At 64.2% G+C, this 23,574-nt stretch carries 13 protein-coding genes; 10 read left to right on the top strand and 3 right to left on the bottom strand.

All coding sequences use genetic code 11. From position 1 onward, the window contains the following. Positions 1–345: 345 nt before the first annotated feature. The 8 genes from KY379_RS24230 (at position 346) to KY379_RS24195 (ending at position 14,743) form a co-directional block, all read left to right on the top strand. Positions 346–1,770, top strand: coding sequence for a sensor domain-containing diguanylate cyclase (locus KY379_RS24230; RefSeq protein WP_261241729.1), 1,425 nt, complete (start codon positions 346–348; stop codon positions 1,768–1,770). 778 nt (positions 1,771–2,548) lie between these two features. Further along, positions 2,549–4,108 carry a glycogen synthase GlgA gene (gene glgA / locus KY379_RS24225; RefSeq protein WP_261241721.1) on the top strand — a complete coding sequence of 520 codons (1,560 nt, stop codon included), beginning with the start codon at positions 2,549–2,551 and terminating at the stop codon, positions 4,106–4,108. A 14-nt stretch (positions 4,109–4,122) separates the two neighbouring features. Continuing rightward, entirely contained in the window at positions 4,123–5,865 is a 1,743-nt protein-coding gene (gene treZ / locus KY379_RS24220) for a malto-oligosyltrehalose trehalohydrolase (RefSeq protein WP_261241714.1), read from the top strand. Beyond that, entirely contained in the window at positions 5,862–7,931 is a 2,070-nt protein-coding gene (malQ, locus tag KY379_RS24215; RefSeq protein WP_261241708.1) for a 4-alpha-glucanotransferase, read from the top strand. Before treZ ends, malQ begins: the two co-directional genes overlap by 4 nt. Then, complete coding sequence (locus KY379_RS24210; RefSeq protein WP_261241706.1) at positions 7,928–10,702, top strand: malto-oligosyltrehalose synthase; 2,775 nt, start codon at positions 7,928–7,930, stop codon at positions 10,700–10,702. Before malQ ends, KY379_RS24210 begins: the two co-directional genes overlap by 4 nt. Positions 10,703–10,718: 16 nt before the next feature. Continuing rightward, positions 10,719–11,039: a DUF2934 domain-containing protein gene (locus tag KY379_RS24205; protein ID WP_261241737.1), complete on the top strand. Its 321-nt coding sequence runs from the start codon at positions 10,719–10,721 to the stop codon at positions 11,037–11,039. An 89-nt stretch (positions 11,040–11,128) separates the two neighbouring features. Further along, entirely contained in the window at positions 11,129–13,282 is a 2,154-nt protein-coding gene (gene glgX / locus KY379_RS24200) for a glycogen debranching protein GlgX (RefSeq protein ID WP_133330791.1), read from the top strand. 384 nt (positions 13,283–13,666) lie between these two features. Then, positions 13,667–14,743, top strand: a complete 1,077-nt coding sequence (locus KY379_RS24195) for an autotransporter outer membrane beta-barrel domain-containing protein (RefSeq protein ID WP_261241703.1) — start codon at positions 13,667–13,669, stop codon at positions 14,741–14,743. A gap of 118 nt (positions 14,744–14,861) precedes the next feature. Here KY379_RS24195 and glgB read toward each other — a convergent pair whose 3' ends face one another. The 3 genes from glgB to KY379_RS24180 are packed head-to-tail and all read right to left on the bottom strand — an operon-like array spanning position 14,862 to position 22,465. Continuing rightward, positions 14,862–17,072 (bottom strand): 1,4-alpha-glucan branching protein GlgB, encoded by a 2,211-nt coding sequence (gene glgB / locus KY379_RS24190; RefSeq protein WP_261241702.1) that lies wholly within the window; start codon positions 17,070–17,072, stop codon positions 14,862–14,864. Continuing rightward, positions 17,073–20,390, bottom strand: coding sequence for a maltose alpha-D-glucosyltransferase (gene treS / locus KY379_RS24185; RefSeq protein ID WP_261241700.1), 3,318 nt, complete (start codon positions 20,388–20,390; stop codon positions 17,073–17,075). Positions 20,391–20,446: 56 nt separating this feature from the next. Further along, positions 20,447–22,465: an alpha-1,4-glucan--maltose-1-phosphate maltosyltransferase gene (locus tag KY379_RS24180; RefSeq protein WP_133330799.1), complete on the bottom strand. Its 2,019-nt coding sequence runs from the start codon at positions 22,463–22,465 to the stop codon at positions 20,447–20,449. A 141-nt stretch (positions 22,466–22,606) separates the two neighbouring features. On the opposite strand from KY379_RS24180, the gene KY379_RS24175 reads away from it, so the two are divergent. After that, the gene (locus KY379_RS24175) at positions 22,607–22,768 is read left to right on the top strand and encodes a hypothetical protein (RefSeq protein WP_165976103.1); all 162 of its coding nucleotides are present in this window, start codon (positions 22,607–22,609) and stop codon (positions 22,766–22,768) included. A gap of 157 nt (positions 22,769–22,925) precedes the next feature. Next, entirely contained in the window at positions 22,926–23,216 is a 291-nt protein-coding gene (locus tag KY379_RS24170) for a hypothetical protein (RefSeq protein WP_261241695.1), read from the top strand. Positions 23,217–23,574: the final 358 nt, after the last annotated feature.

The following is a 23,574-nucleotide window of genomic DNA, read 5'->3' as shown; positions in this document are numbered from 1 at the left end:
GCCAGGGAGGCGCTGCGCGAGCGGTAGCGGATGGGGTGGGTTGGGAGGCATGGCGCTCGGCGGGCGAGTTGTGGGGGGGGGGGGGGGGGGGGGCGCGCGGGGGGGGGGGGGGGGGGGGGCCCCCCCCCCCCCCCCCCCCCCCCCCCCCCCCCCCCCCCCCCCCCCCCCCCACCCCCCCAGCGCACGCCTAGTGAACTGCGCTAGATCCCCTCTAAACCTCAGCGACTCCGCCTCTGAGCCCCTCATGCAACTTGGGGCAGATTGACATCAGCCTGCCAGTGGAAACACACTGCAGCGTCATCGCCCCAGGTGCTCGCAGCCGTCGTCCTGGTTTTCCGTTTCCGCTTGTCGGTCGAGCCTATGGTTTCCCCAGCCCACTCACGCTTGTTGCCCTACGCCATTCTTTTCTGCCTGACCCTGGCCTTGACCCTGGGTGGGATCCTGGCGCGCCCCATCGAATCGCTGTCGTTGTTCTGGCCGGTCAATGCCGTGCTGGCCGGCATGCTGCTGCGCTATCCACGCCAGGCAAAGCCCGTCGGCTTCGTGCTGGTGTGGCTGGCGATGGTGGTGGCCGACCTCGCCACCGGCAGCGACTGGGCGCCGGCATTGTGGTTCAACCTGTGCAACCTCGGCGTGGTGGTCACCCTCTGGGCGGTGCTGTCGCGCCTGCCCAGGCTGCACCGGCGGATGCGCACGCCCCAAGGGGTGCTCAGCGTGTTCGCTGCCTGCGCAGGTGGTGCGATGGTTGCGGCCAGTCTGGCCAGCCTGATGGCCACGCCGTGGTTCCAGCAGTCACTCTGGGCGACCTGGATAGCATGGTTCAGCGAACAGTTCTCGACCAGCGTGCTGGTGCTGCCGGTCTTGCTCACCGCCCCCTCGGCGCGTGCCTTGGTCCGCAGCGACGGCCAGCCTGTACGCCTGGCACCGCTGCTGGTGCTGCTGGCCTCGCTGGGGCTGAGCATCGTCTTCGGTGGGCCGGGGGCTATCGCCTTCCCTGTCGCTGCGCTGCTGTGGTGCGCATGGACTTATTCGCCGTTCCTGGTCTCGCTGCTCACCCTGACCGCGGGCAGCACCCTGATCGTGGCAGTGGCACAGAACCTCATGCACTTCAGCATGCCGCAGAGCGAAACCGGCGTGACCACGCTCATGTCGGCCCGCCTGGGCATCGCCATGCTGGTGCTCGGTCCCCTGGTGGTGGCCTGCGTCAGCCAAACCAACCGTAGTCTGATGGCGCGCCTGGCACATCAGGCGACCATCGACCACCTCACCGGCACGCTCACCCGCAGCGCCTTTGCCCGGCGAGCCTATGCCCTGCTGGAGAGCCGCCAGCAGCACACCCCCGCCTTGCCCCTGACCGTGATGATGCTCGACATCGACCACTTCAAGTCGATCAACGACCTGCACGGCCATGCAGTCGGCGACCAGGTGCTGCGTCAGTTCGCCCTGACTTTGCAGGAACACCTGCACGAGGGTGAATTGCTGGCCAGGCTGGGCGGAGAGGAGTTCGTGGTGGTCATTCCGGGCCTGGCCCCGGAGCGTGCGCCGTTCACCGCCGAACGCCTGCGCCGGGCAGTGCAGGAGCTGCACGTGAGCCAGGGCGATGCACGCCTGCGCATCACCGTGAGCATCGGTTTGGCCGGCTGCCCCGCGGACGCCCCAGCGCCGACCCTCGACCAGCTTTTGGCCAGCGCCGACCAGGCGTTGTACCGGGCCAAGGCCAAGGGTCGCAATCGGGTCGAACCGGCCGAGACCACCCGCCGAGTGATCTGACTCAGCCCCGCTGCTGGGGCTGCTCAAATTCTGCTCAATTTAACAGAGCCCGCCACTCGCTTGGCTTACAGAATGTTATCCACAGACCTACCCACGTTTTTTGTGGACAGATTTCCCTGTGTGAAGAACGACTTATCGCACAACCAAATGGCAATTTGCCGCTCGCCTGCCAGGCCCGTCGGAATCAGCTCGGAGGGATGGTACCAAGCAGCCCCACCAAAATCGTCAAGAGCAGAAAACCACCCAGAAACAGCGCCAGCTTACCCATTGGAACCTCTGCAATGTGATGAGGAGATGGCATCTATTTTCGCGCCCACACTGATACCGTTACAGATTCAGGTTGACGGGAAAAAACCGTATCAGATGCCATGTCGTGCGCTCCTCTGCCCATCTGCGGCAATCTGTCGCAGGCGCCAACGTTTGCGTCATAACCAAAGTGACCAGTGGGTCATTTTTTTATCTCATCTTCTCCTACACTCAAGGTCTGGCCATCCTTCCGTTCGGAAAACCCGACAGAAAAAAGTCGAAACTTTCCGCTTGCAAGGCAGGTCAGGAATTAAGTAGGCCAAACGCAAGGGACGTTTCATTCGGGCGCCCCGCCTTCGGTCGACCCATCCCGTTCAGTCCAATCGCTTTTAGGCTGGAATGCCAGGCGCGCCGTGCTTGCGCGCACGACTCAGGGGCATGGATAGCTTTTGCAGTTACAGATCAGAGAGAACCAACACGAGATGAAACGACGGGTGCCTGCACCCAACCAAGCATAGGGACGGAAAGAAGTATGATCAGTGCCGCTGTCGAACCCAACGCAACAACTTTTCACCCGGACAATCGCGAACCGCTCACCCCGGATTTCGCCACGACAGCCAAGGCACCTGGCGCTCAGCGCCAACACAACCCCAACAAACGCAAGATCCTCTTCGTCACGTCGGAAATCGCCGACTTGGTCAAGACCGGGGGGCTGGGCGATGTGTCCGCGGCGCTGCCGCGCGCCCTCGCCCATCTGCATGATGTGCGGGTGCTGATTCCCGGCTACCGGCAGGTCATGGAGAGCGACAACCCGATTCATATCGTCGGTGAACTCGGTGGCCACGCGGCGTTGCCGCCGTGCAAGATCGGACGCATGGACCTGGCCGACGGTCTGGTCATCTACGTGCTGATCTGCCCGGAACTGTACCAGCGTGACGGCACCCCCTACGGCGCCAACAATGGCCGCGACTGGCCCGACAACCACATTCGCTTCGCGCGACTAGGCCTGGCGGCGGCGGAAATCGCCGCCGGCGAGGGCATGATCCACTGGAAGCCGGAAGTGGTTCACGCCCACGACTGGCCGGCGGGCCTGGCGCCCGCCTATATGCACTGGCGCGGTTTGAACACGCCGACCCTGTTCACCATCCACAACCTGGCCTACCAGGGTGTCTACAGCCGCGGCTGCAGCCCGGAGCTGGCGATCCCCGAGCACGCCATGCAACAGGAAGGCATGGAGTTCTACGGCAAGCTGTCCTTCCTCAAGGCCGGGCTTGCGTATTCCAGCCACATCACCACGGTCAGCGCCACCTACGCCCAGGAGATCACCACCCCTGAGTTCGGCTGCGGGCTGGATGGATTCCTGGCCAGCAAAGCCCAGCAAGGCCTGCTCGGCGGCATTCCCAACGGCATCGACGAAAGCTGGGATTCGGCCACCGACAAGCACCTGCAGCACAACTTCAGCATCAACGACTGGGAAGGCAAGGCACGCAACGCCGCCGCCGTGCGCGAGCTGTTCGAACTCGATGAGTCCGAAGGGCCGCTGTTCGCCGTCGTTTCGCGCCTGGTCTACCAGAAGGGCCTGGACCTGACCCTGGGCGTTGCCGACTACATCGTCGAGCAAGGCGGGCAGATCGCGATCATCGGCCGCGGCGAGCCGGAAGAGGAGCAGGCCATGCGCGAACTCGCCCTGCGCCACCCCGGCCGCATCGGCGTGAGCATCGGTTTCAACGAGACCGATGCACGGCGCATGTTCGCTGGCAGCGATTTTCTGCTGATGCCTTCGCGCTACGAGCCCTGCGGCCTGAGCCAGATGTACGCGCAACGCTTCGGCTCGTTGCCGGTGGCACGCAATACCGGCGGGCTGGCCGACACCATCGAGAATGGCGTGACCGGTTTCCTGTTCGACGAGTCGACGGTAGACAGCTACCGCGAAGCGCTGAGCCGGGCCTTCTACGTCTACGGCAAGCCCGACCTGCTCAATGCCATGCGCTGCCTGTCGATGACCCAGCCCTTCAACTGGTGCCAGGCAGTGGAACCCTACGCCCGTCTTTATGAGGATCTGGTCAAGCAGACCCGACTGGCCCACTACTGAACGGAGCGTTGAAGATGCAAAGACATGGCGCACACTTGCTGGACGCCACGTCTGCGCGCTTCGCCCTCTGGGCGCCGGATGCGCGCAGCGTGAGCTTGGAAATCCAGGGGCAGCCGGCCATCGAGCTGCTCCCAGGCGCCGACGGCTGGTTCAGCGGGGTCGCCCCGTGCCAGCCCGGAGCACGCTATCACTATCGTATCGACGATGAACTGCAGGTCGCCGACCCCGCTTCGCGCTTTCAGCCTGAAGGCGTGCATGGGCCGAGCCAGGTCGTCGACCTGGCCAGCCATGCTTGGAAACACCCCTGGCAGGGCCGTCCCTGGCACCAGGCGGTGATCCAGGAGCTGCACGTTGGCGTGCTCGGCGGCTATGCCGGGGTGGCGCAGCAATTGCCGCGCCTGGCCGAGGTCGGTATCACCGCGATCGAACTGATGCCCCTCGGGCAGTTTCCTGGCGATCGCAATTGGGGCTATGACGGCGTGTTGCCTTACGCCGCACAACACAGTTATGGCCGTCCCGAACAGCTCTGCAACCTCATCGACCAGGCCCATGGGCATGGTCTGATGGTGATGCTCGACGTGGTCTACAACCACTTCGGTCCCGACGGCAATTTTCTGCACCAGTATGCCAGCGACTTCTTTCGGCAAGACCGGCAGACGCCATGGGGAGCCGCCATCGATTTTCGCCGACCCGAGGTGCGCGAGTACTTCATCCAGAACGCCTTGATGTGGCTGTGCGAGTATCGCTTCGATGGCCTGCGCCTGGATGCCGTGCATGCCATCGACCAGCCCGACTTCCTGGTCGAACTGGCGCAACGGGTACGTGCGGCCGTGGAGCCGGGCCGCCACGTCTGGCTGGTGCTGGAGAACGAGCACAACCAGGCGTTCCTGCTCGAGCAGGGCTTCGACGCTCAGTGGAACGACGATGGCCACAATGCCTTGCACGTACTGCTGACCGGTGAAACCGAAGGTTATTACCAGGACTATCAGACCGACCCGATCGGCAAGCTGGCCCGCTGTCTGGGCGAAGGTTTCGTCTACCAGGGCCAGCCCAACCGCCATGGCGAGCCACGCGGCGAACCCAGCGGGCATCTGCCGCCCAGTGCCTTCGTGTTGTTCCTGCAGAACCACGACCAGATCGGCAACCGTGCCTTGGGCGAACGCCTGTCGCGCCTGTGCCCACCGACAGCGTTGCGCGCCGCGACCGCCCTGCTGCTGATGGCGCCGATGATCCCGTTGCTGTTCATGGGCGACGATGACGGCAGCCGCAGTCCGTTCCTGTTCTTCACCGACTTCCATGACCAACTCGCCGATGCCGTGCGCGAGGGCCGTCGTGGAGAGTTCGCCCACTTCGCCGCCTTCAATGATCCGGCGCTGCGCGAACGCATTCCCGACCCCAACGCCCTGGCCACCTTCACTGCCTCGCAGCCCGATAGCCGAGAGGTACTGGCCGGTTGGCACGGCCTGTACCAGCAACTGCTGGCCCTGCGCCGCACCCACATCGTGCCGCACCTGCCGGGCAGCCGGGCCCTGGGCGCCGAAGTATTGGGCGACAAGGCCCTGACCGCGCGATGGCGCCTGGGCGACGGCAGCACCCTGCGCATCGACCTCAATCTCGCCGCCGAGCCCCAGGCCGCCGCCTTGCCCAGCCCCGCGGTGCGCCTGTTCGACAGCAGTGACAATGCCCACCCGGACTCGAGCCTGGCTGCGTACAGCTGCGTGGTCAGCCTGCTTCCCCCTGGCCAGGAGGCTGCATGAACGAACACCTTCTCCACCGCCTGGCCGCGCGGGTTGGCCTGGCCCGCGACTGGCTGGACGCCAACAACCGCCCACAGCAGGTCAGCGACGAAGTGCTGCGTCGGGTGCTCACAGCGCTCGGCCATCCGGCCGATGACGACGACGCCCTGCACGCCAGCCTCAAGCGACTGGACCAGGCCGAGGACAGCGAGCACCTGCCACCGCTGTTCACGGTGCAGGTCGGCACGCCGCTCGCGCTGCAACGCTACTTCGCTGCCGCCAGCCCGGTGCGCTGCACCCTCGAAGATGGCAGCCAGCACACCCTGGCACTGGACGACCAGGCCAACCTGCCGGGCGAACTGCCGATCGGCTACCACCAGATCGAGATCGAGGGCCACCGCTTCACCGTTGCCGTAGCACCGCCCTATTGCCACAGCCTGCAAGCGGCGGTGGATCAACCACCGCCGCGCTGTTGGGGCATCGCCGTGCAGCTCTACAGCTTGCGGCGTCCCGGCGATGGCGGCTATGGCGACTGTCTGGCTTTGGAGCAACTGGCACGCAGCGGCGCCGAGCGCGGAGCCGATGCCGTGGCGATCAGTCCGATCCATGCGTTGTCGGCCTACGACCAGGAACACTACAGCCCGTATTCACCGTCCAGCCGCCTGTTGCTCAACCCTCTGTATGCCAGTCCGGCCAGCGTGCTGGGAGAACGCGCCGTGCGCATGGCCGTCGAGGCCTGCGGCCTGGAACAGACGCTGGAGGAACTGGAGCAGCAACCTTTGGTGGACTGGCCGCGTGCCGCCGCCGCGCGCACCCAACTGCTGCAGGCGCTGTACCGGGACTTCAGCCAGGGTGAGCATCCACAGCGCAGCGATTTCGAGAGCTTTCGCGAAGCGGCCGGCGAAGCGCTGGAGCACCATTGCCGCTTCGAAGTGCTGCAAGCCGAAGCGGTCGATCGTGGGCTCGGCGCCGACTGGCGCGCCTGGCCTGAAGCCTGGCGCGACCCCTACCATCCTGAGGTCGAAGCCCTCGCCGCCACCTATCCGGCGCGGGTGGAATATCACGCCTTCTGCCAGTGGCTGGTCGAACGCAGTCTGCAACGCGCCCAGGAGGCCGCGCACAGCAACGGCATGCTGGTCGGCCTGATCGCCGACCTGGCCGTCGGCGCCGACGGTGCCGGCAGCCAGGCCTGGAGCCGTCAGGACGAACTGCTCCCCGGTCTCAGCGTGGGCGCTCCGCCCGACATCCTCAATCGCTCAGGACAGGACTGGGGGATCTGCGGGTTTTCCCCCGAAGGGCTCAAGCGCAACGGCTACCGAGCTTTCATCGAGATGCTGCGGGCCAACCTGGCCCATGCCGGCGGGCTGCGCATCGACCACGTCATGGGACTGCGCCGGCTGTGGGTGATTCCGCGCGGGTCCAAGCCCAGCGACGGCGCCTACCTGTACTACCCGTTCGACGACCTGCTACGCCTGTTGGCGCTGGAGTCGACCCGGCATCGGGCGGTGATCCTCGGCGAAGACCTCGGCACGGTGCCGGACGGGCTGCGTGAAGCATTGGCCGAGCAGCGAGTGCTTGGCATGCGCGTACTGCCGTTCGAGCAATCGGCGCCCGGGCAGTTCACCCCCATCCTCGACTGGCCGGACGACGCCCTGGCCACCACCGGCACCCACGACCTCGCGCCACTGGGCGGTTGGCTGGCGAGCCGCGACATCGACTGGAACCATCGCCTGCAACTGATCGACGCCGCCACCGAACTCCACTGGCGCCACGAACGTCACAAAGAACGCAGCGGGCTGCAACGCACGCTCGAAGCCAATTATGGCCCCCTCAAGGACAACGACGCCGTGATCGACGCCGCCATTCGTTACGTTGGCCACACCCGCGCCCCGCTGGTGCTGGTCCCCCTGGAAGACTTGCTGGGTTGCGACGAGCAACCCAACCTGCCGGGCACCACCGCCGGCCACCCGAACTGGCGCCGACGCTTCGCCGCCCCGGTGCGCGAACTGCTTGACGACGAAGACGCCGCTCGGCGCCTGGAGCTGTTGGCCCAGGCCCGCGAACAAGCCTGGGAGCGTGATCGATGAAAGCCCTCACCGCCACCCAGCGTCTACAGTTCCACAGCGACTTCACCCTCGACGATGCCGTGCCGCTGGTACCCTACTTCGCCCAGCTGGGTATCAGCCACCTGTACGCCTCACCGATCCTCAAGGCTCGGGCAGGTTCGCGCCACGGCTACGACGTGGTCGACCCGACCCAGGTCAACCCCGAGTTGGGCGGCGAAGCGGCACTCGAACGCCTGGTGGCGGCTCTGCGTCAACACGGCATGGGGCTGATCGTCGACACCGTATCCAATCACATGGCCGTCGGCGGTGCCGACAACCCTTGGTGGCAGAGCCTGCTGACATGGGGACGCCGCAGCCCCTACGCCGAGTTCTTCGACATTCAGTGGCATTCCAGCGACCCCTTGCTGGCCGGCCAGTTGCTATTGCCGTTCCTGGGCAACGACTACGGCGTGGCCCTCAAGCAGGGTGAGCTACCGCTGGCCTTCGATGCCCAGCAGGGCGTGCTGCAGGTCGAACACTACGAACACCGCTTCCCGATCTGCCCGCTGGACTACGGTTGGATCCTGGCGCAAAGCCCCGACCCGCGCCTGCAGGCTCTGGCGGCGCACTTCACGGCGTTGCGCGACTGCGCCGAGCCACTGGCCGATGCCTCGCCGCTGCATGCGGAACTGGCGCGCCTGGTGGAAGAAGGTGCCGACCTGCAATCGGCCCTGGCGGCTTTCGACAGCCGCGCCGAGGCCGGTTTCAAGCGCCTGCACCTGTTGCTCGAACGGCAGACCTATCGGTTGGCCAGCTGGCGCACCGCCGCCGACGACATCAACTGGCGGCGTTTTTTCGACATCAACGAGCTCGGCGGCCTGCGCGTGGAGCGCGCGACCGTGTTCGAGGCCACCCATGCCAAGCTGTTCGAACTGATCGAGCGCGGCCTGATCGACGGCCTGCGCATCGACCATATCGACGGCCTGGCCGACCCACGGGCCTACTGCCGCAAACTCCGTCGCCGGGTCACCGGCCTGCTGGCCAAGCGGCCACTGCAGGCGGCCGTCGAGCACTTCCCGATCTTCGTCGAGAAGATCCTCGGCCCCGGCGAGCACCTGCACCGTGACTGGCTCACCGACGGCACCACCGGCTACGAGTTCATGAACCAGGTGTCACTGCTGCAGCACGATCCCTGCGGCGAGGCGCCGCTGACCGAGGCCTGGGCCAACATCAGCGAGCGTCCGGATTTTGCCGAGGAAATCCGCCTGGCCCGTCATCTGGTGCTCAATGCCAGCCTGGCCGGTGACTGCGAGTCGGTGGCCCAGGCCTTGCTGCAAGTGGCTCGCGACGACCTGATGACCCGCGACCTGACCCTCGGCGCGATTCGCCGTGCGCTGCAGGCCCTGGTCGCGCACTATCCGGTCTACCGCACCTATTTCAACGCCTGCGGCCGCCCCGCCGAGGACGAGGCGTTCTTCCAGCAGGCCCTGGCCAATGCCCGGCAAGACCTCGGCGAAGCTGACTGGCCGTTGCTCGAGCACCTCGAACGCTGGCTCGGTGGCCAACCTTGGCGCAGCCTGCCCTCCGGCCGGGCGCGCAAGCACCTGCGCCATGCCTGTGTGCGCTTTCAGCAACTCACCGCGCCGAGCGCTGCCAAGGCCGTCGAGGACACCGCCTTCTACCGCTCCGCACGTTTGCTGTCGCGCAACGACGTAGGCTTCGAGGCCGAACAGTTCAGCGCAGGGCCCGAACACTTCCACAACGAGTCCCAACGGCGTCTGCGCGACTTTCCCGACAACTTGCTGGCTACCGCCACCCACGACCACAAGCGAGGCGAAGACACCCGCGCCCGCCTGGCTGTGTTGAGCGAGCGTGGGGCCTGGCTGGCCAGTCGCTTCGAGCACTGGCGCGAGCTGGCAGCGCCTCTGCGCGCGACACTCGAGGACGGTCCAGCACCCAGCCCCGGCGACGAACTGCTGCTCTACCAGACCCTGCTTGGCAGCTGGCCGCTGGGCCTGGAAACCGACGATGAGGCAGGCCTGCGTCAGTACGCCGAACGTGTGCGTCAGTGGCAACAGAAGGCCCTGCGTGAGGCCAAGCTACGCAGCAGCTGGAGTGCGCCCAACGAAGCCTACGAGGCAGCTTGCGCGGCGATGGTCGATGGCCTGCTGCTGGACCCGGAGAATCAGCAACTGCGGCAGTCGCTGGCCGACGCGACGCAGTTGATCGCCTGTCCCGGGGCGCTCAACGGCCTGGTCCAGACCTTGTTGCGCATGACCGTGCCAGGCGTACCGGACCTGTATCAGGGCAACGAGTACTGGGACTTCAGCCTGGTCGACCCGGACAACCGGCGCCCCGTGGACTACGCTTGCAGACGTCAAACCTTGGATGATGGCGCCTCGCTGGCCGACCTGTTGCGACATTGGCAGGACGGACGCATCAAGCAGACGCTGGTCGCCCGGGTGCTGGATTGCCGCCTGGCCCATGTCGAGCTGTTCCAGCGAGGTGCCTATCTGCCACTGAACGTGCAAGGCCGACATGCCGACAAGGTGCTGGCCTTTGCCCGTCTTGGCGAAGGCCAGCGTGCCATTGTCGTGGCACCGCGCCTGGCCAGTGGCCTGCTCAATGGCGCCGCTTCACCGTTGATCCCGGCACAGAACTGGGACGATACCCGGCTGATACTGCCGTTTACCTTGTCGCCTGCCACCTGGAATGGACTTTTCGGCGGTGCCGTTGTCAGCCCTACAAGGGAGCTGAAGTTGAGCGCCGTGCTGTCGGAGTTTCCGGTCAACCTGTTGATTGAGCATGCCTAACGCATTCAGGAGCATCGTGATGAGCGTCGATGAAAAACGCATTCGAGAATTTGCCTACCAGATCTGGGAATCGGAAGGCCAACCCCATGGACAAGAGGAACGCCACTGGGAGATGGCGCGCAAGCTGGCCGAAGCCGAGGCCCTAGCACCCAAGGCCACGGCCCGCAAACGTGCATCGGCCAAGCCCAAAACCGCTGAATCCAAGCCCGCTGCATCCAAGGCCGTCGAGACCAAGGTCGCCGCACAGCCCAAGGCCGCACCGCAGCCCAAGCCAGCAGCGCCAAAACCGGCGGCCGTGAAGAAGCCTAGGACAGCGAAGAAGCCCGCAGCCAGCTGAGCCTGGCCCGGCCTCTTCGCCGCGGTTCGACGCGAAGAGGCCGGACATCCCCCGCACCATTCCTTTCCCCAGGCTAACCGAGGTACGCCATGAGTCCCCGCACCCCAAAGAAAACCCGCTCCGTCGCTCCTTCGCGCATCCGTGAGGGCTCACCTTTCCCTCTGGGTGCCACCTGGGACGGCCTGGGCGTGAACTTCGCACTGTTTTCCGCCAACGCGACCAAGGTCGAGCTGTGCCTGTTCGATTCCACCGGCGAAAAGGAGCTCGAACGCATCGAACTGCCGGAATACACCGACGAGATCTACCATGGCTACCTGCCCGATGCGCACCCCGGCCAAGTCTATGGTTACCGGGTGCATGGGCCCTACGAGCCGGAGAACGGCCACCGCTTCAATCCCAACAAGTTGCTGATCGACCCCTATGCCAAGCAATTGGTCGGCGACCTGAAGTGGTCCGAGGCACTGTTCGGCTATACCATCGGCCACCCCGACGGCGATCTGAGCTTCGACGAGCGCGACAGCGCACCCTTCGTGCCCAAGTGCAAAGTCATCGACCCGGCCTTCACCTGGGGCCGTGACCAACGCGTGCAGGTGCCCTGGGAACGTACCATCGTCTACGAGGCCCACACCAAAGGCATCAGCATGCGCCACCCGGCAGTGCCTGAGAAACTGCGCGGCACCTTCGGCGGCCTGGCCAACGACGAGTTGCTCAAGCACATCAAGGACCTGGGGGTCTCCAGTATCGAACTGTTGCCCATCCACGCCTTCGTCAACGACCAGCACCTGCTGCAGAAAGGCCTGAACAATTACTGGGGCTACAACAGCATCGCCTTCTTCGCCCCGCACCCCGCCTATCTGGCCAGCGGCAAGATCGCCGAGTTCAAGGAAATGGTCGCGCACCTGCACGATGCCGGTCTCGAAGTGATCCTCGATGTGGTCTACAACCACACCGCCGAAGGTAACGAACTGGGCCCTACCCTGTCGATGCGCGGCATCGACAACGCTTCGTACTACCGGCTGATGCCCGACGACAAGCGCTACTACATCAACGATTCCGGCACCGGCAACACCCTCGATCTCAGTCATCCCTGTGTGCTGCAACTGGTCACCGACTCGCTGCGCTACTGGGCCGGCGAAATGCATGTGGACGGCTTCCGCTTCGATCTGGCGACCATCCTCGGTCGTTACCATGACGGCTACAGCGAACGCCACGGCTTCCTCGTCGCCTGCCGCCAGGACCCCTTGCTCAGCCAGGTCAAGCTGATCGCAGAGCCTTGGGACTGTGGCCCGGGCGGCTACCAGGTAGGCAACTTTGCGCCTGGTTGGGCGGAATGGAACGACCGCTTCCGTGATACCGTACGCGCGTTCTGGAAAGGCGACGAAGGCCAACTGGCCGAGTTCGCCGCACGCATGACCGCCTCCGGCGACATGTTCAACAACCGCGGACGCCGTCCCTACTCGTCGGTCAACTTCATCACCGCCCACGATGGCTTCACCCTGCGCGACCTGGTCTCGTACAACCACAAGCACAATGAAGACAACGACGAGAACAACCAGGACGGCACCGACAACAACCTGTCCTGGAACTGCGGCGCCGAAGGCCCCACCGACGATCCCGACATCAACGCCCTGCGCATGCGCCAGATGCGTAACTTCTTCGCCACCCTGCTGTTCGCCCAAGGCACGCCGATGATCGTCGCCGGCGATGAATTCAGCCGTACCCAGCATGGCAACAACAATGCCTACTGCCAGGACAGCGAGATCGGTTGGATCAACTGGGAGCTGGACGAGGACGGCGCCGATCTGCTGGCATTCGTCAAGCGCCTGACCCGCCTGCGCCTGGCCTACCCGGTACTGCGCCGCTCGCGCTTCCTGGTGGGCGACTACAACGAGGCCATTGGCGTGAAGGACGTGACCTGGCTCACGCCCGAAGGCGAAGAAATGAGCGTGGAGCAATGGGAAGACCCCCATGGCCGCTGCCTGGGCATGCTCATGGATGGTCGTGCCCAGGTCAGCGGTATCGCCCGACCTGGCGCGGAGGCGACCCTTCTGCTGATCGTCAACGCCCACCACGATACCGTACCGTTCCTGCTGCCGGCCGTGCCCGAAGGTGACTACTGGAGCTGCCTGGTGGACACCGATCGACCGCAACTGCGCAAACCTCAGCACCTGGCCTTCGACACCCGTTTCGAGGTGACCGGACGCTCGCTGCTGTTGTTCGTGCTGCAGCGTGAGGAGGACTGAACCGGTTTGATCTCGATCAACCCCCGCAGTGCATCGGCTGCGGGGGCTCAGGGTGAACACAGCGCTAGCAATTATTCGGCATAGCCCGCCCCGGGCAAATAGCGAACCTCGCTATGCCGAATAAAATATCCTTCAAGTTCAATCAGTTGATCCTTATCACAGGCCGTCGACATCGACTTCACGCTTTCTTGACGCCGCCTCCGACCTCTCCTTAGCTGAACAATACCGTAGTCGTTGAAACTCATGCCGGGCGTCTAGCTCGCGCCTTTGTGCGCGCCCTGGAAAGCCAGCGTGCTGGTTTGGGTCGTCCCTGTTTTTGCCGTACAGCTCGAGACATCAGGCCAGGTCATTGACTGTACCCACAAGAACAACAGGAGATCCGCCATGAAAAGCACCTCGATACCCTCGCGTCTCGATCGCATTTTCTGCGCGGTTTCCACGTCGCTGCTTCTGGCAACCCCGGTGGAAACCTTCGCGCTCGAACTGCAGGAAGACCCCGTCTCGCCCAACTTCCTGCAGCAGCCGGCGGTGCCGCAGTTATCACTGGAACCGCTCAGCGCCAGCAGCCTAGGCCTGGGTACGTTGCAGGCGTTCTCCGAGCAGATGAGCGACCGCCACGCCCAGGTGTCCCCCGCGCGGCTCATCAGCCAGTGGGCACAGTTCTTCCCTGCCCCGTCACGCCAGGGCGCGCAACCACCGGCGCAACTCGAAGCGCCCAGCCAACAGTTGATGATCGGACCGGACCTGTTCGTGCGCGAAACCAACACCGGCAATGTGCATCGTGCGGGGATTTTCGTGGGTCACAACAATCTGCAAAGCAGCTTCAACGGCATGCGCCCGCTACTCGGCGACAAACAGCGCAATGCAGTCAACCTCAGCGGTGAAAGCCTGGGTGCGTACTGGAGCATGACCCATGAACGGGGTTGGCATGTGGATGCCGTGGCGATGGGCTCGCGCATCGACATCAACGGCCGCGGCGAGAGCGGCCAGCGCCTGGACGACAGTGGCCATGCGATGACGTTCTCGCTGGAGGGCGGTTACCCGATCGGGCTGGGTGGCGGTTGGGTGATCGAGCCGCAAGCGCAGTTGATCAACCAGCAGTTCTACCCCAGTAGCCGGGCGCAGGAGGAAACCTTGCAGGCATTCGACAGCCAACCGAGCTGGAGCGGTCGGGTCGGTGCCAAACTGTCCGGGCGCTACAACGTGCGCGGCATGCCCATCGAGCCCTATGTGCGGACCAACGTCTGGTATGACTTCAACGAGGGCAGCGAGGTGAAGCTGGACAAGGTCGACAAGATTTCCAGCTCCCGCTACTCGACCACGGTGGAACTGGGCTTGGGGCTGGTGGCGCGGGTGACACCGACGGTAGCGTTGTTCGTCAGCGCCGACTACAGCAGCGATGTGGACGACAATGATCTGAATGGGCTGATCGGCAGCCTGGGTGTGCGGATGCGCTGGTAGGCCGCCTCTGCTGTTTAGCAGGGCAGGCCTGCCCCCACAGAATCTTCACCGCCTTCGCAACCTGCGCGGTACCTGTGGGAGCGGGCTTGCCCGCGAAGCGGTCGTGACCGACGAACGATCAGGCCGGCTTCATTACCAGTACCCCAAGCGGTGGCAGGTTCAACCCCAGCGACAACGGCTGCCCGTGGCTGCTGATCGACTCGCTTTCCACCGCCCCCAGGTTGCCCACGTTGGAGCCGCCATACAGCTGCGCGTCACTGTTGAGCAATTCCTGCCAACGTTCGCCGAACGGCACGCCGATGCGGTACCCCTCGCGCGGCACCGGGGTGAAGTTGGCCACCACCAGCAACGGCTCGCCGCTGCTGCTCCAGCGCAGCCAGGCGAACACGCTGTTCTGCGCGTCATCACCGATCAGCCATTGGAAGCCCTGGGGCTGACAGTCCTGCTCGTGCAGCGCGGGCAGTTCGCGGTAGAGCCGGTTGAGGTCGCCGACCAGTCGTTGCACGCCCTGGTGCTCAGGGTACTGCAGCAGGTACCAGTCCAGTTGCTGGTCATGGTTCCATTCGCGCCACTGGCCGAACTCGCAGCCCATGAACAGCAGCTTCTTGCCGGGGTGGGTCCACATGAAGGACAGGTAGGCGCGCAGGTTGGCGAACTTCTGCCAGCGGTCACCGGGCATCTTGTCGATCAACGAATGCTTGCCATGCACCACTTCGTCGTGGGAGATCGGCAGGATGAAGTGCTCGGAGTAGGCGTAGATCAGGCCGAAGCTCATCTCGTTGTGGTGATAGGTGCGGTGCACCGGGTCGTTCTGGATGTAATGCAGGGTGTCGTGCATCCAGCCCATGTTCCACTTGTAGCCAAAGCCCAGGCCGCCCTGCTGGATCGGCTGGCTGACCCCCGGCCAGGCCGTGGATTCCTCGGCGATGATCAAGGCACCCGGCGCCTCGTGCTCGACCACGCCATTGAGGTGGCGGATGAAGTCGATGGCCTCCAGGTTCTCCCGCCCACCATGGCGATTGGGCACCCACTCCCCGGCCTTGCGCGAATAATCGCGGTAGAGCATCGAGGCCACCGCATCGACGCGCAGGCCATCGATATGGAAGTGTTTCAGCCAGTGCAGCGCCGAAGCCAGCATGAAGCCTCGCACTTCGTTGCGGCCCAGGTTGTAGATCAGCGTGTTCCAATCCTGATGGAAACCTTCCAGCGGGTTGTCGTACTCATACAGCGCCGTGCCGTCGAAACGTGCCAAGCCATGTTCGTCGGTGGGGAAATGCGCCGGGACCCAGTCCAGGATCACGCCGATGCCGCCCTGATGGCAGGCGTCGATGAACGCAGCGAAATCCTCCGGCGTACCGTAGCGCGAGGTGGGCGCGAACAACGACAAGGGCTGGTAGCCCCAGGAACCGCCGAACGGGTGCTCCATGATCGGCAGCAGTTCGATGTGGGTGAAACCCAGGTCCTGGACATAGGGCACCAGGCGTTCGGCCAGCTCGCGCCAGTTGTAGTAGCGTGCGACTTCACCCAGGTCGTCGGTTTCGCAGCGCCAGGAACCGGGGTGCAGCTCATAGATCGACAAAGGTGCGCTGTAGGCATGGCGTTGATCGCGCTGGGCCATCCAGTCCTGGTCACGCCAGTCATGTTGCAACGCCGGGGCCACTTTCGACGCGGTGCTCGGCGGCAACTCGGTAGCGCGGGCCAGGGGGTCGGCCTTGAGCGGCAGCACACCGTCCTTGCCCAATACCTCGAACTTGTAGGCTTCACCACTGCCCAGGCGCGGCACGAACAATTCCCATACCCCGGCGCTGTGGCGCAGGCGCATGGGGTGGCGACGCCCGTCCCAGTTGTTGAAGTCGCCCACCACCGACACCCGCCGGGCATTGGGAGCCCACACCGAGAAGCACACCCCGGCGACGCCATCCACTTCGATCAACTGCGCGCCGAAACGCCCGGACAGATCGCGGTGATTGCCCTCGGCGAACAGGTACAAGTCCATGTCGCCCAGTTGCGGCCCGAAGCCGTAGGGATCTTCGGTGATCTGCTCGCCGCCGGCCCAGCCGATTTGCAGCAGATAGGGATGAGCCTCTTCCAGGTGCGCGGTAAACAGCCCAGGCAGGCTGCCCTGCTCCATCTCGGCGAGGATTCGCCCATCGTGGCGCGCCAGCAGGCGGACACTCAGGGCATTGGGCAGATACGCCCGCACCCACAGCCCACCTGCTCCATCATCGTGCGGACCCAGTACAGCGAATGGATCGGCGTGCTCGGCGCGGGCCAGGCCATCGAGGTCCTGCTGCCGAAGGCCGCCGTTGTCACGCATGGTCGCGTTCATTTATGACTCTCCCCAGGTACTGATCAGTCCATGCAGGCCATGCAAAGGCACGGCCAACCAGCTTGGACGGTTTTCGGCTTCGTAAGTGATTTCGTAGGCTGCCTTCTCCAGGCAGAACAGCTCCAGTGCGGCACGCTCGCCTTCGGCCTGTTGCCAGGCGTGTGGCAGGGCCGCGGTGGCCAACCCATAGGCCTCGACGAAGGCGTGCCGCGCTTGGTGCAGGTACTGTCGCGCCACCCGCTGCCGGGCCTGGCGCGCAGGCTCGGAGAGGTCGACCGCCGAGGCGCTGCGCAGAACCATGGCAGCAGCATAGTCGAAGGATCGCAGCACGCCGCTGACGTCTTTGTAGGGACTGTGCCGGGCTCGACGCTCCTCCAGTGGCCGCGACGGCTCGCCTTCGAAATCGATCAGGTAGGCATCGCCCTGCACCACCAGCACCTGGCCCAGGTGCAGGTCGCCATGCACGCGCATCAACAGGCCGCCCTGGGCCTGCTCGGCGAGCTGATGGACGTGGGCCGCCAGGCCGTCGCGCTGTTGCTGCAAGTCGTCGACCAGCGCCTGGCTGTCGCGGTCGAGGCTGTCGCGGTGTTGCGCCAGCAGGTCCAGGGCGTGGCTCAGCTCGCCACTGATCTGCCGGCTCCAGCGGGCGCTGTCATCGCCATCGCTGGCGCGCGGCGCGAATGCCGGGTCTTCGCTCGGTGCCGCCAGCAACAGGTGCATTTCACCCAGGCGCTGACCGAGCAAGGCAGCGAAGCCGGCGAGTTCGGCCTGCGCATTGGTGTGCGCCTCGGGCTCGGCGCTGGCCGGTTCCATTTCGTCGCGAATCGCCCGCTCCAAGGTGTTCTGGGTCCAGGCCCAGGCATCCCCCTGATTGTTCAGGTACCCCTGGGCGATCATCAACAGGTGCGGCGTGCCCTGAGCGTCCTCACGGCTTACCCACGCCAGCAGCGGCGAGATGTTGGCGAAACCGGCAGCGGTCAGATACGCGCTCATTTCAAGCTCCGGGTGAACGCCGGGATTGACCCGGCGAATCAGCTTGAGCACCACTCTGTCGCCAATCACCACCGAGCTGTTGGACTGCTCGGCACTCAGGTAGCGCACCTCGCTCTGCTCATCGAGCTCGAGCGCGGCCAGGGCCTCGTTGCTGTGAAAACGCAACTCGCCCAGGCCGTGGCCGCAGGACCGCCGGTCTCCCGCCTGGCAGGCATGCAGGACCGCACGGATGAACGGTTCGAGGACGAAGGCATCGGTGATCAGCCCGACCTGACGGCCTCGGCGCACCCGGGCCAGGGCCAGTTGCTGGGGCAAGGCGCTGTTGATCTGTTCCTCGGCGAGCAGGCCGAAAGGCAGCAGGTACTGGCTGGCCACACCCTCGCTCAGCACCTGCAGTTCGCCGAGCAATACCGGCGTGGTGGCGGTGTCGAAGCGCACGCCGTAGCTCAGGCGCACCTGATCGATGGGCCCTTCCTTGCCGGCGAACCAGCGCCGCTTGGGCAGGTATTGGGGCAGGATGGTCTCCTGCAGCGTGTCTCGCGATGGTGATTCGAGCAGTTCTTCCATGCGCTTGCGCAAAACCAGGGTAGTCAATTCGGGCAGGCCCTCCGTGGGCCGGGTGTGCCAGCTGGGCATGCGGTCGTGAGCCGCCAGCAGGAACCAGTAGAAGCCATAAGGCGGTAGGGTCAGCAAGAACGGCAGTTGGCCGATCGGCGGGAAGGCGCTGCCGCCGAGCATTTCCACCGGTACCTGATCGGCGTATTGCGACAGGTCCAGCTCGGCGGCCTGGGCGGCGCGGGACACGTTGGCGACACAGAGGATCACCTCGGTGTTGCCGTCGGCGTCGGTGTATTCACGGATGTAGGCCAGAATGCGTCGATTGCTCGGAGTCAGCAGACGCAGGCTGCCGCGACCAAAGGCTTTCTGCTGCTTGCGCACCGCCAGCAGACGACGGTTCCAGTTGAGCAGCGAATGCGGGTCGTGAGCCTGGGCTTCGACGTTGACGGTCTGGTAGCCGTACAGCGGATCCATGATCGGCGGCAGTACCAGGCGCTGGGGCTCGGCACGGGAAAAGCCGCCGTTGCGATCAGGCGACCATTGCATCGGTGTGCGCACGCCGTCGCGGTCGCCCAGGTAGATGTTGTCACCCATTCCCAGTTCGTCGCCGTAGTACAAGGTCGGCGTGCCCGGCATCGACAGCAACAGGCTGGTCAGCAGTTCGATGCGGCGGCGATCGCGTTGCAGCAGCGGCGCCAGGCGCCGGCGAATGCCGAGATTGATGCGGGCGCGGCGATCTTCGGCGTAGTAGTTCCACAGGTAGTCGCGTTCCCGGTCGGTGACCATTTCCAGGGTCAGCTCATCGTGGTTACGCAGGAAGATCGCCCATTGGCAGTTGGCGGGGATTTCCGGGGTCTGGCGCAAGATGTCGGTGATCGGGAAGCGGTCTTCCATGGCCAGGGCCATGTACATGCGCGGCATCAAGGGGAAGTGGAAGGCCATGTGGCACTCGTCGCCCTCGCCCTCGCCGAAGTACGGCCGGGTGTCCTCGGGCCATTGGTTGGCCTCGGCCAGGAGCATGCGATCAGGATAGTTGGCGTCGATTTCGGCGCGGATCGCCTTGAGCACCTGGTGGGTTTCCGGGAGGTTCTCGTTATTGGTACCGTCGCGCTCGATCAAGTAAGGAATGGCATCCAGGCGCAGGCCATCGACGCCCAGGTCGAGCCAGAAGCGCATCACTCCAATCACCGCCTTGAGCACCTGCGGATTGTCGAAATTGAGGTCCGGCTGGTGGGAGTAGAAACGGTGCCAGAAGTACTGGCCAGCGACCGGGTCCCAGGTCCAGTTGGACTTCTCGGTATCGAGGAAGATGATCCGCGTGCCCGCGTAGTGCTGGTCGTCGTCCGACCACACGTAGAAGCTGCGGGCTTTGCTGCCGGGCTTGGCGTGGCGGGCGCGCTGGAACCAGGGGTGCTGGTCGGAGGTGTGATTGATGACCAGCTCGGTGATCACCCGCAGGCCGCGCTTGTGCGCCTCGGCAATGAAACGGCGTGCGTCGGCCAGGCTGCCGTAGTCGGGATGCACCGCCTTGTACTCGGCGATGTCGTAGCCGTCGTCACGCCGCGGTGACGGGTAGAACGGCAGCAGCCAGAGGGTGTTCACGCCGAGGCCGGCAATGTAATCGAGCTTGCCGATCAGACCTGCGAAATCACCGATGCCATCGTTGTTGCCATCGAAGAACGACTTAACGTGCAGCTGATAGATGACCGCGTCTTTGTACCACAACGGATCGTCGATGAATGCTGCCGGGCGTGAACGCTTGGCCATGGGCGACTCCTTTCAATGACGGTTTACCTGGGTTCTTGCAAAGACCTCAAACGGCTTTACCGGGCCTTGCGGATACGCCAGATGCCAAATGGCAGATAACCGGGGTCGATGCGCATCCATTGGGTCTTGCCGTACCACGACCAACGATGCCCGTTCATCAGGTCCTCACCGTGGGTCTCGGCATCGTCGTCCAACCCCAGCTCCCAAAGGGGCAGCTCGAAATGCGCCTCCTGAACGTTGTGCGGATCAAGGCTCACCGCTACCAGGATGTAATTGTCCCGATCGGGGGTGCGCTTGGCGAAGTACAGGATGTTGTCGTTCCAGCAGTTGAAGAACGCCACGCCCAGGTGGGTCTGCAACGCCGGGTTCTGTCGGCGAATGCGGTTGAGTTGGGCGATCTCGGCGATGATGTTGCCCGGCTGGGTGAAGTCGCGCGGCCGGATCTCGTACTTCTCCGAATCCAGGTATTCCTCCTTGCCTGGCAGCGCTGCGCTCTCGCACAGCTCGAAACCGGAATACATCCCCCACAGGCCGGAGCCCATGGTCGCCAGCGCGGCACGGATGAGAAACCCGGCACGGCCGGATTGCTGCAGGAAATAGGGGTTGATGTCCGGCGTGTTGACGAAGAAGTTCGGCCGGTAGCACTGACTCCACGGCGGCTGGTTGAGCTGCTCGAAATACTCACGCAACTCCTGCTTGTGGTTGCGCCAGGTGAAGTAGGTGTAGCTCTGGGCGTAGCCGACCTTGCCCAGGCGGGCCATCATCGCAGGCTTGGTGAAGGCCTCGGCGAGAAAGATCACCTCGGGGTGCTGGCTGCGCACATTGGCGATCAGCCATTGCCAGAACGGCAAGGGCTTGGTGTGCGGGTTGTCCACGCGGAAGGTCTTGACCCCTTCTTTTACCCAACCGACCACCACGTCACGCAGCGCCAGCCACAATGCTGGGACGGCATCGGGCGCGTAGAAATCGACATTGACGATGTCCTGGTACTTTTTCGGCGGGTTCTCGGCGTAGCGGATGGTGCCGTCAGGACGCCAGCTGAACCAGCCGGGATGCTCCTTGAGCCAGGGGTGGTCCTGGGAGCACTGGATGGCGAAGTCCAGGGCGATCTCCAGGCCATGCTCGGCAGCGGCGGCGACCAGCCGGCGGAAATCTTCGCGGCTGCCCAATTGTGGGTGGATGGCCTCGTGGCCGCCCTCGGGACTGCCGATCGCGTAGGGGCTGCCGGGATCGCCAGGCTCGGCGCGCAAAGCGTTGTTGCGGCCCTTGCGATGTTGGCTGCCGATGGGGTGGATCGGCGGGAAATACAGCACATCGAAGCCCATGTCGCGGATCATCGGCAGGCGCGCATGGACATCGTTGAAGGTGCCGTGGCGCTCGGCGCTGTCGGTGATCGAACGCGGGAACAGCTCGTACCAGCTGGCGAACTGCGCGGCCGGGCGGTCGACGTCGAGGGGGAACTCCTCGCTGCGGGTCAGGTAGCTGCGGTGCTCGGCCTCAGCCATCAAGCGCGCCGTATCGCGGTCGAGCAACAACGCCACCTGATCGTCGGCGGACAGACTCGTCAGGCGTTGCTGCAGGGCATTCAACTCATCCCGCAGCACACCTTCGCTGAGTTCGATGCCCTTGCCCAGCATCAGACGCCCTTCTTCGAGCTCCAGCTTGACCTCAACACCCGCCTGGTACTTCTTCTCCAGGTCGTGGCAGTAGGTGGCGAACGGATCGATCCAGGCCTCGATGCAGAACAGGTGCGGGCCCAGCGCCAGAGGGGTGAATTCGGCCAGCCACAGGTCATTGCCTGGCGACTGCATCGGCACGCAGTGCCAACTCCGGCTGTGTGCCTGGCGCCAGTGCAGCATCACTGCCAGGCGGTCGTGGCCATCGCTGTAGACCTTGCTGCTCACCGCCACCGGTTGGCCGCTGGTGGCCTTGGCGGCGAAGGTGCCGGCATCGAGCACGGGCTGGGTGTCTTCGATCACAATACGCGGCGCCAGCAGCGCCTGAGCCAGGCTGATGGCCTGGTCCGGATGGTCGTTCGCCATGGGCACGCTTTCGAAGGGCTCGTTTCGTGTCATCGGACCATGCTCCCTTGGGCTTGTGGCGGTAAGGGTTCAGAGCCGCGCGCAGGCGATGGGGTTCAAAAAAATTGAGCGATGCCGATCGACCGACGGTCAAAGCCTGTATCGCCCTTTCATTCACCCATGCGAGGTCAGGCCATGAACATTCCCATTCCACCGGAGACACCCGACCCCAACATCGACGACCCGAGCCTGCCGCCGCCCGTGCCGGAAGAAGAGCCGGACGAGCTGCCGATCAAGCCGACCGTGCCGCCAACGGTGGGCGACCCGCCGAGTGATGAACCACCGGTGAAGGCTTAAGCGTAGACGAGGCAGCTGGTAGTTTTGGCAGTTGTCCGGCTACCGCCTGCGCACGCTTCGAAGCAGCCGCCGAAACTACACCTGATACTTTTACCAGTTGTGCACTCCCAGTGGAAAAACAACCATTACGTCTCGTCCTGCTGACGGGAGTATGGCCATGATCAAGAATAATGAAGACATTTACTGGAATCTTAGCGGTAAGACATTGCAACGATTCGATGGGTGGTTCAGCAAGCATTCCGATCACCTCAAGGACGCCGACGTGGACCAACCGCTTTCCGAGCTGTTCGCGACAAAGACGGATTTCGAGAATTTCATCGATAGCGTCGAAGCGCTGAGAGAACCAGATGCGGGTCGACTCAAGGCCAGTCTCATAAAAGCCTACGACGAGGGCCTTACGCTTGGAGACCTGCTCAGTCGATATCAGGATTACGGAGAATCCAGCTAGCTGAGGGCTTTGGCTCTGGCGTCTACGGATCGACGTCAGGGCCACCGCTTTCAAACGAGTTCTGTAACGCGGGTATCCCTCTTTGTGTGTGATCTGGGCCTGGGTCAAGCGGCAGACCCAGACTCAACCGCATCTTAACGTTTACGTAAAGGTCACAAGTCGATTGACAGTATCCAAGGCCAGGTTTACGTTAACGTAAAGGTGACGAACAGGACCGAATCAGAGCTCGACACCTAACCTTGTGGGAGCGGGCTTGCCCGCGAAAGCGATCGCCCAGGCAACGACGGTGGTCCTGATACCGCATTCGCGGGCAAGCCCGCACCCACAGGGTTTGGTGTTGCAGTCTTGAGCTACGGTT

Origin of the sequence: Pseudomonas sp. HD6422 (genome assembly GCF_025377065.1) — a bacterium.
GTDB lineage: Bacteria > Pseudomonadota > Gammaproteobacteria > Pseudomonadales > Pseudomonadaceae > Aquipseudomonas > Aquipseudomonas putida_U.
Note: the sequence above shows the minus strand (reverse complement) of the source record. Positions and strands in the feature narration are given on the sequence as shown.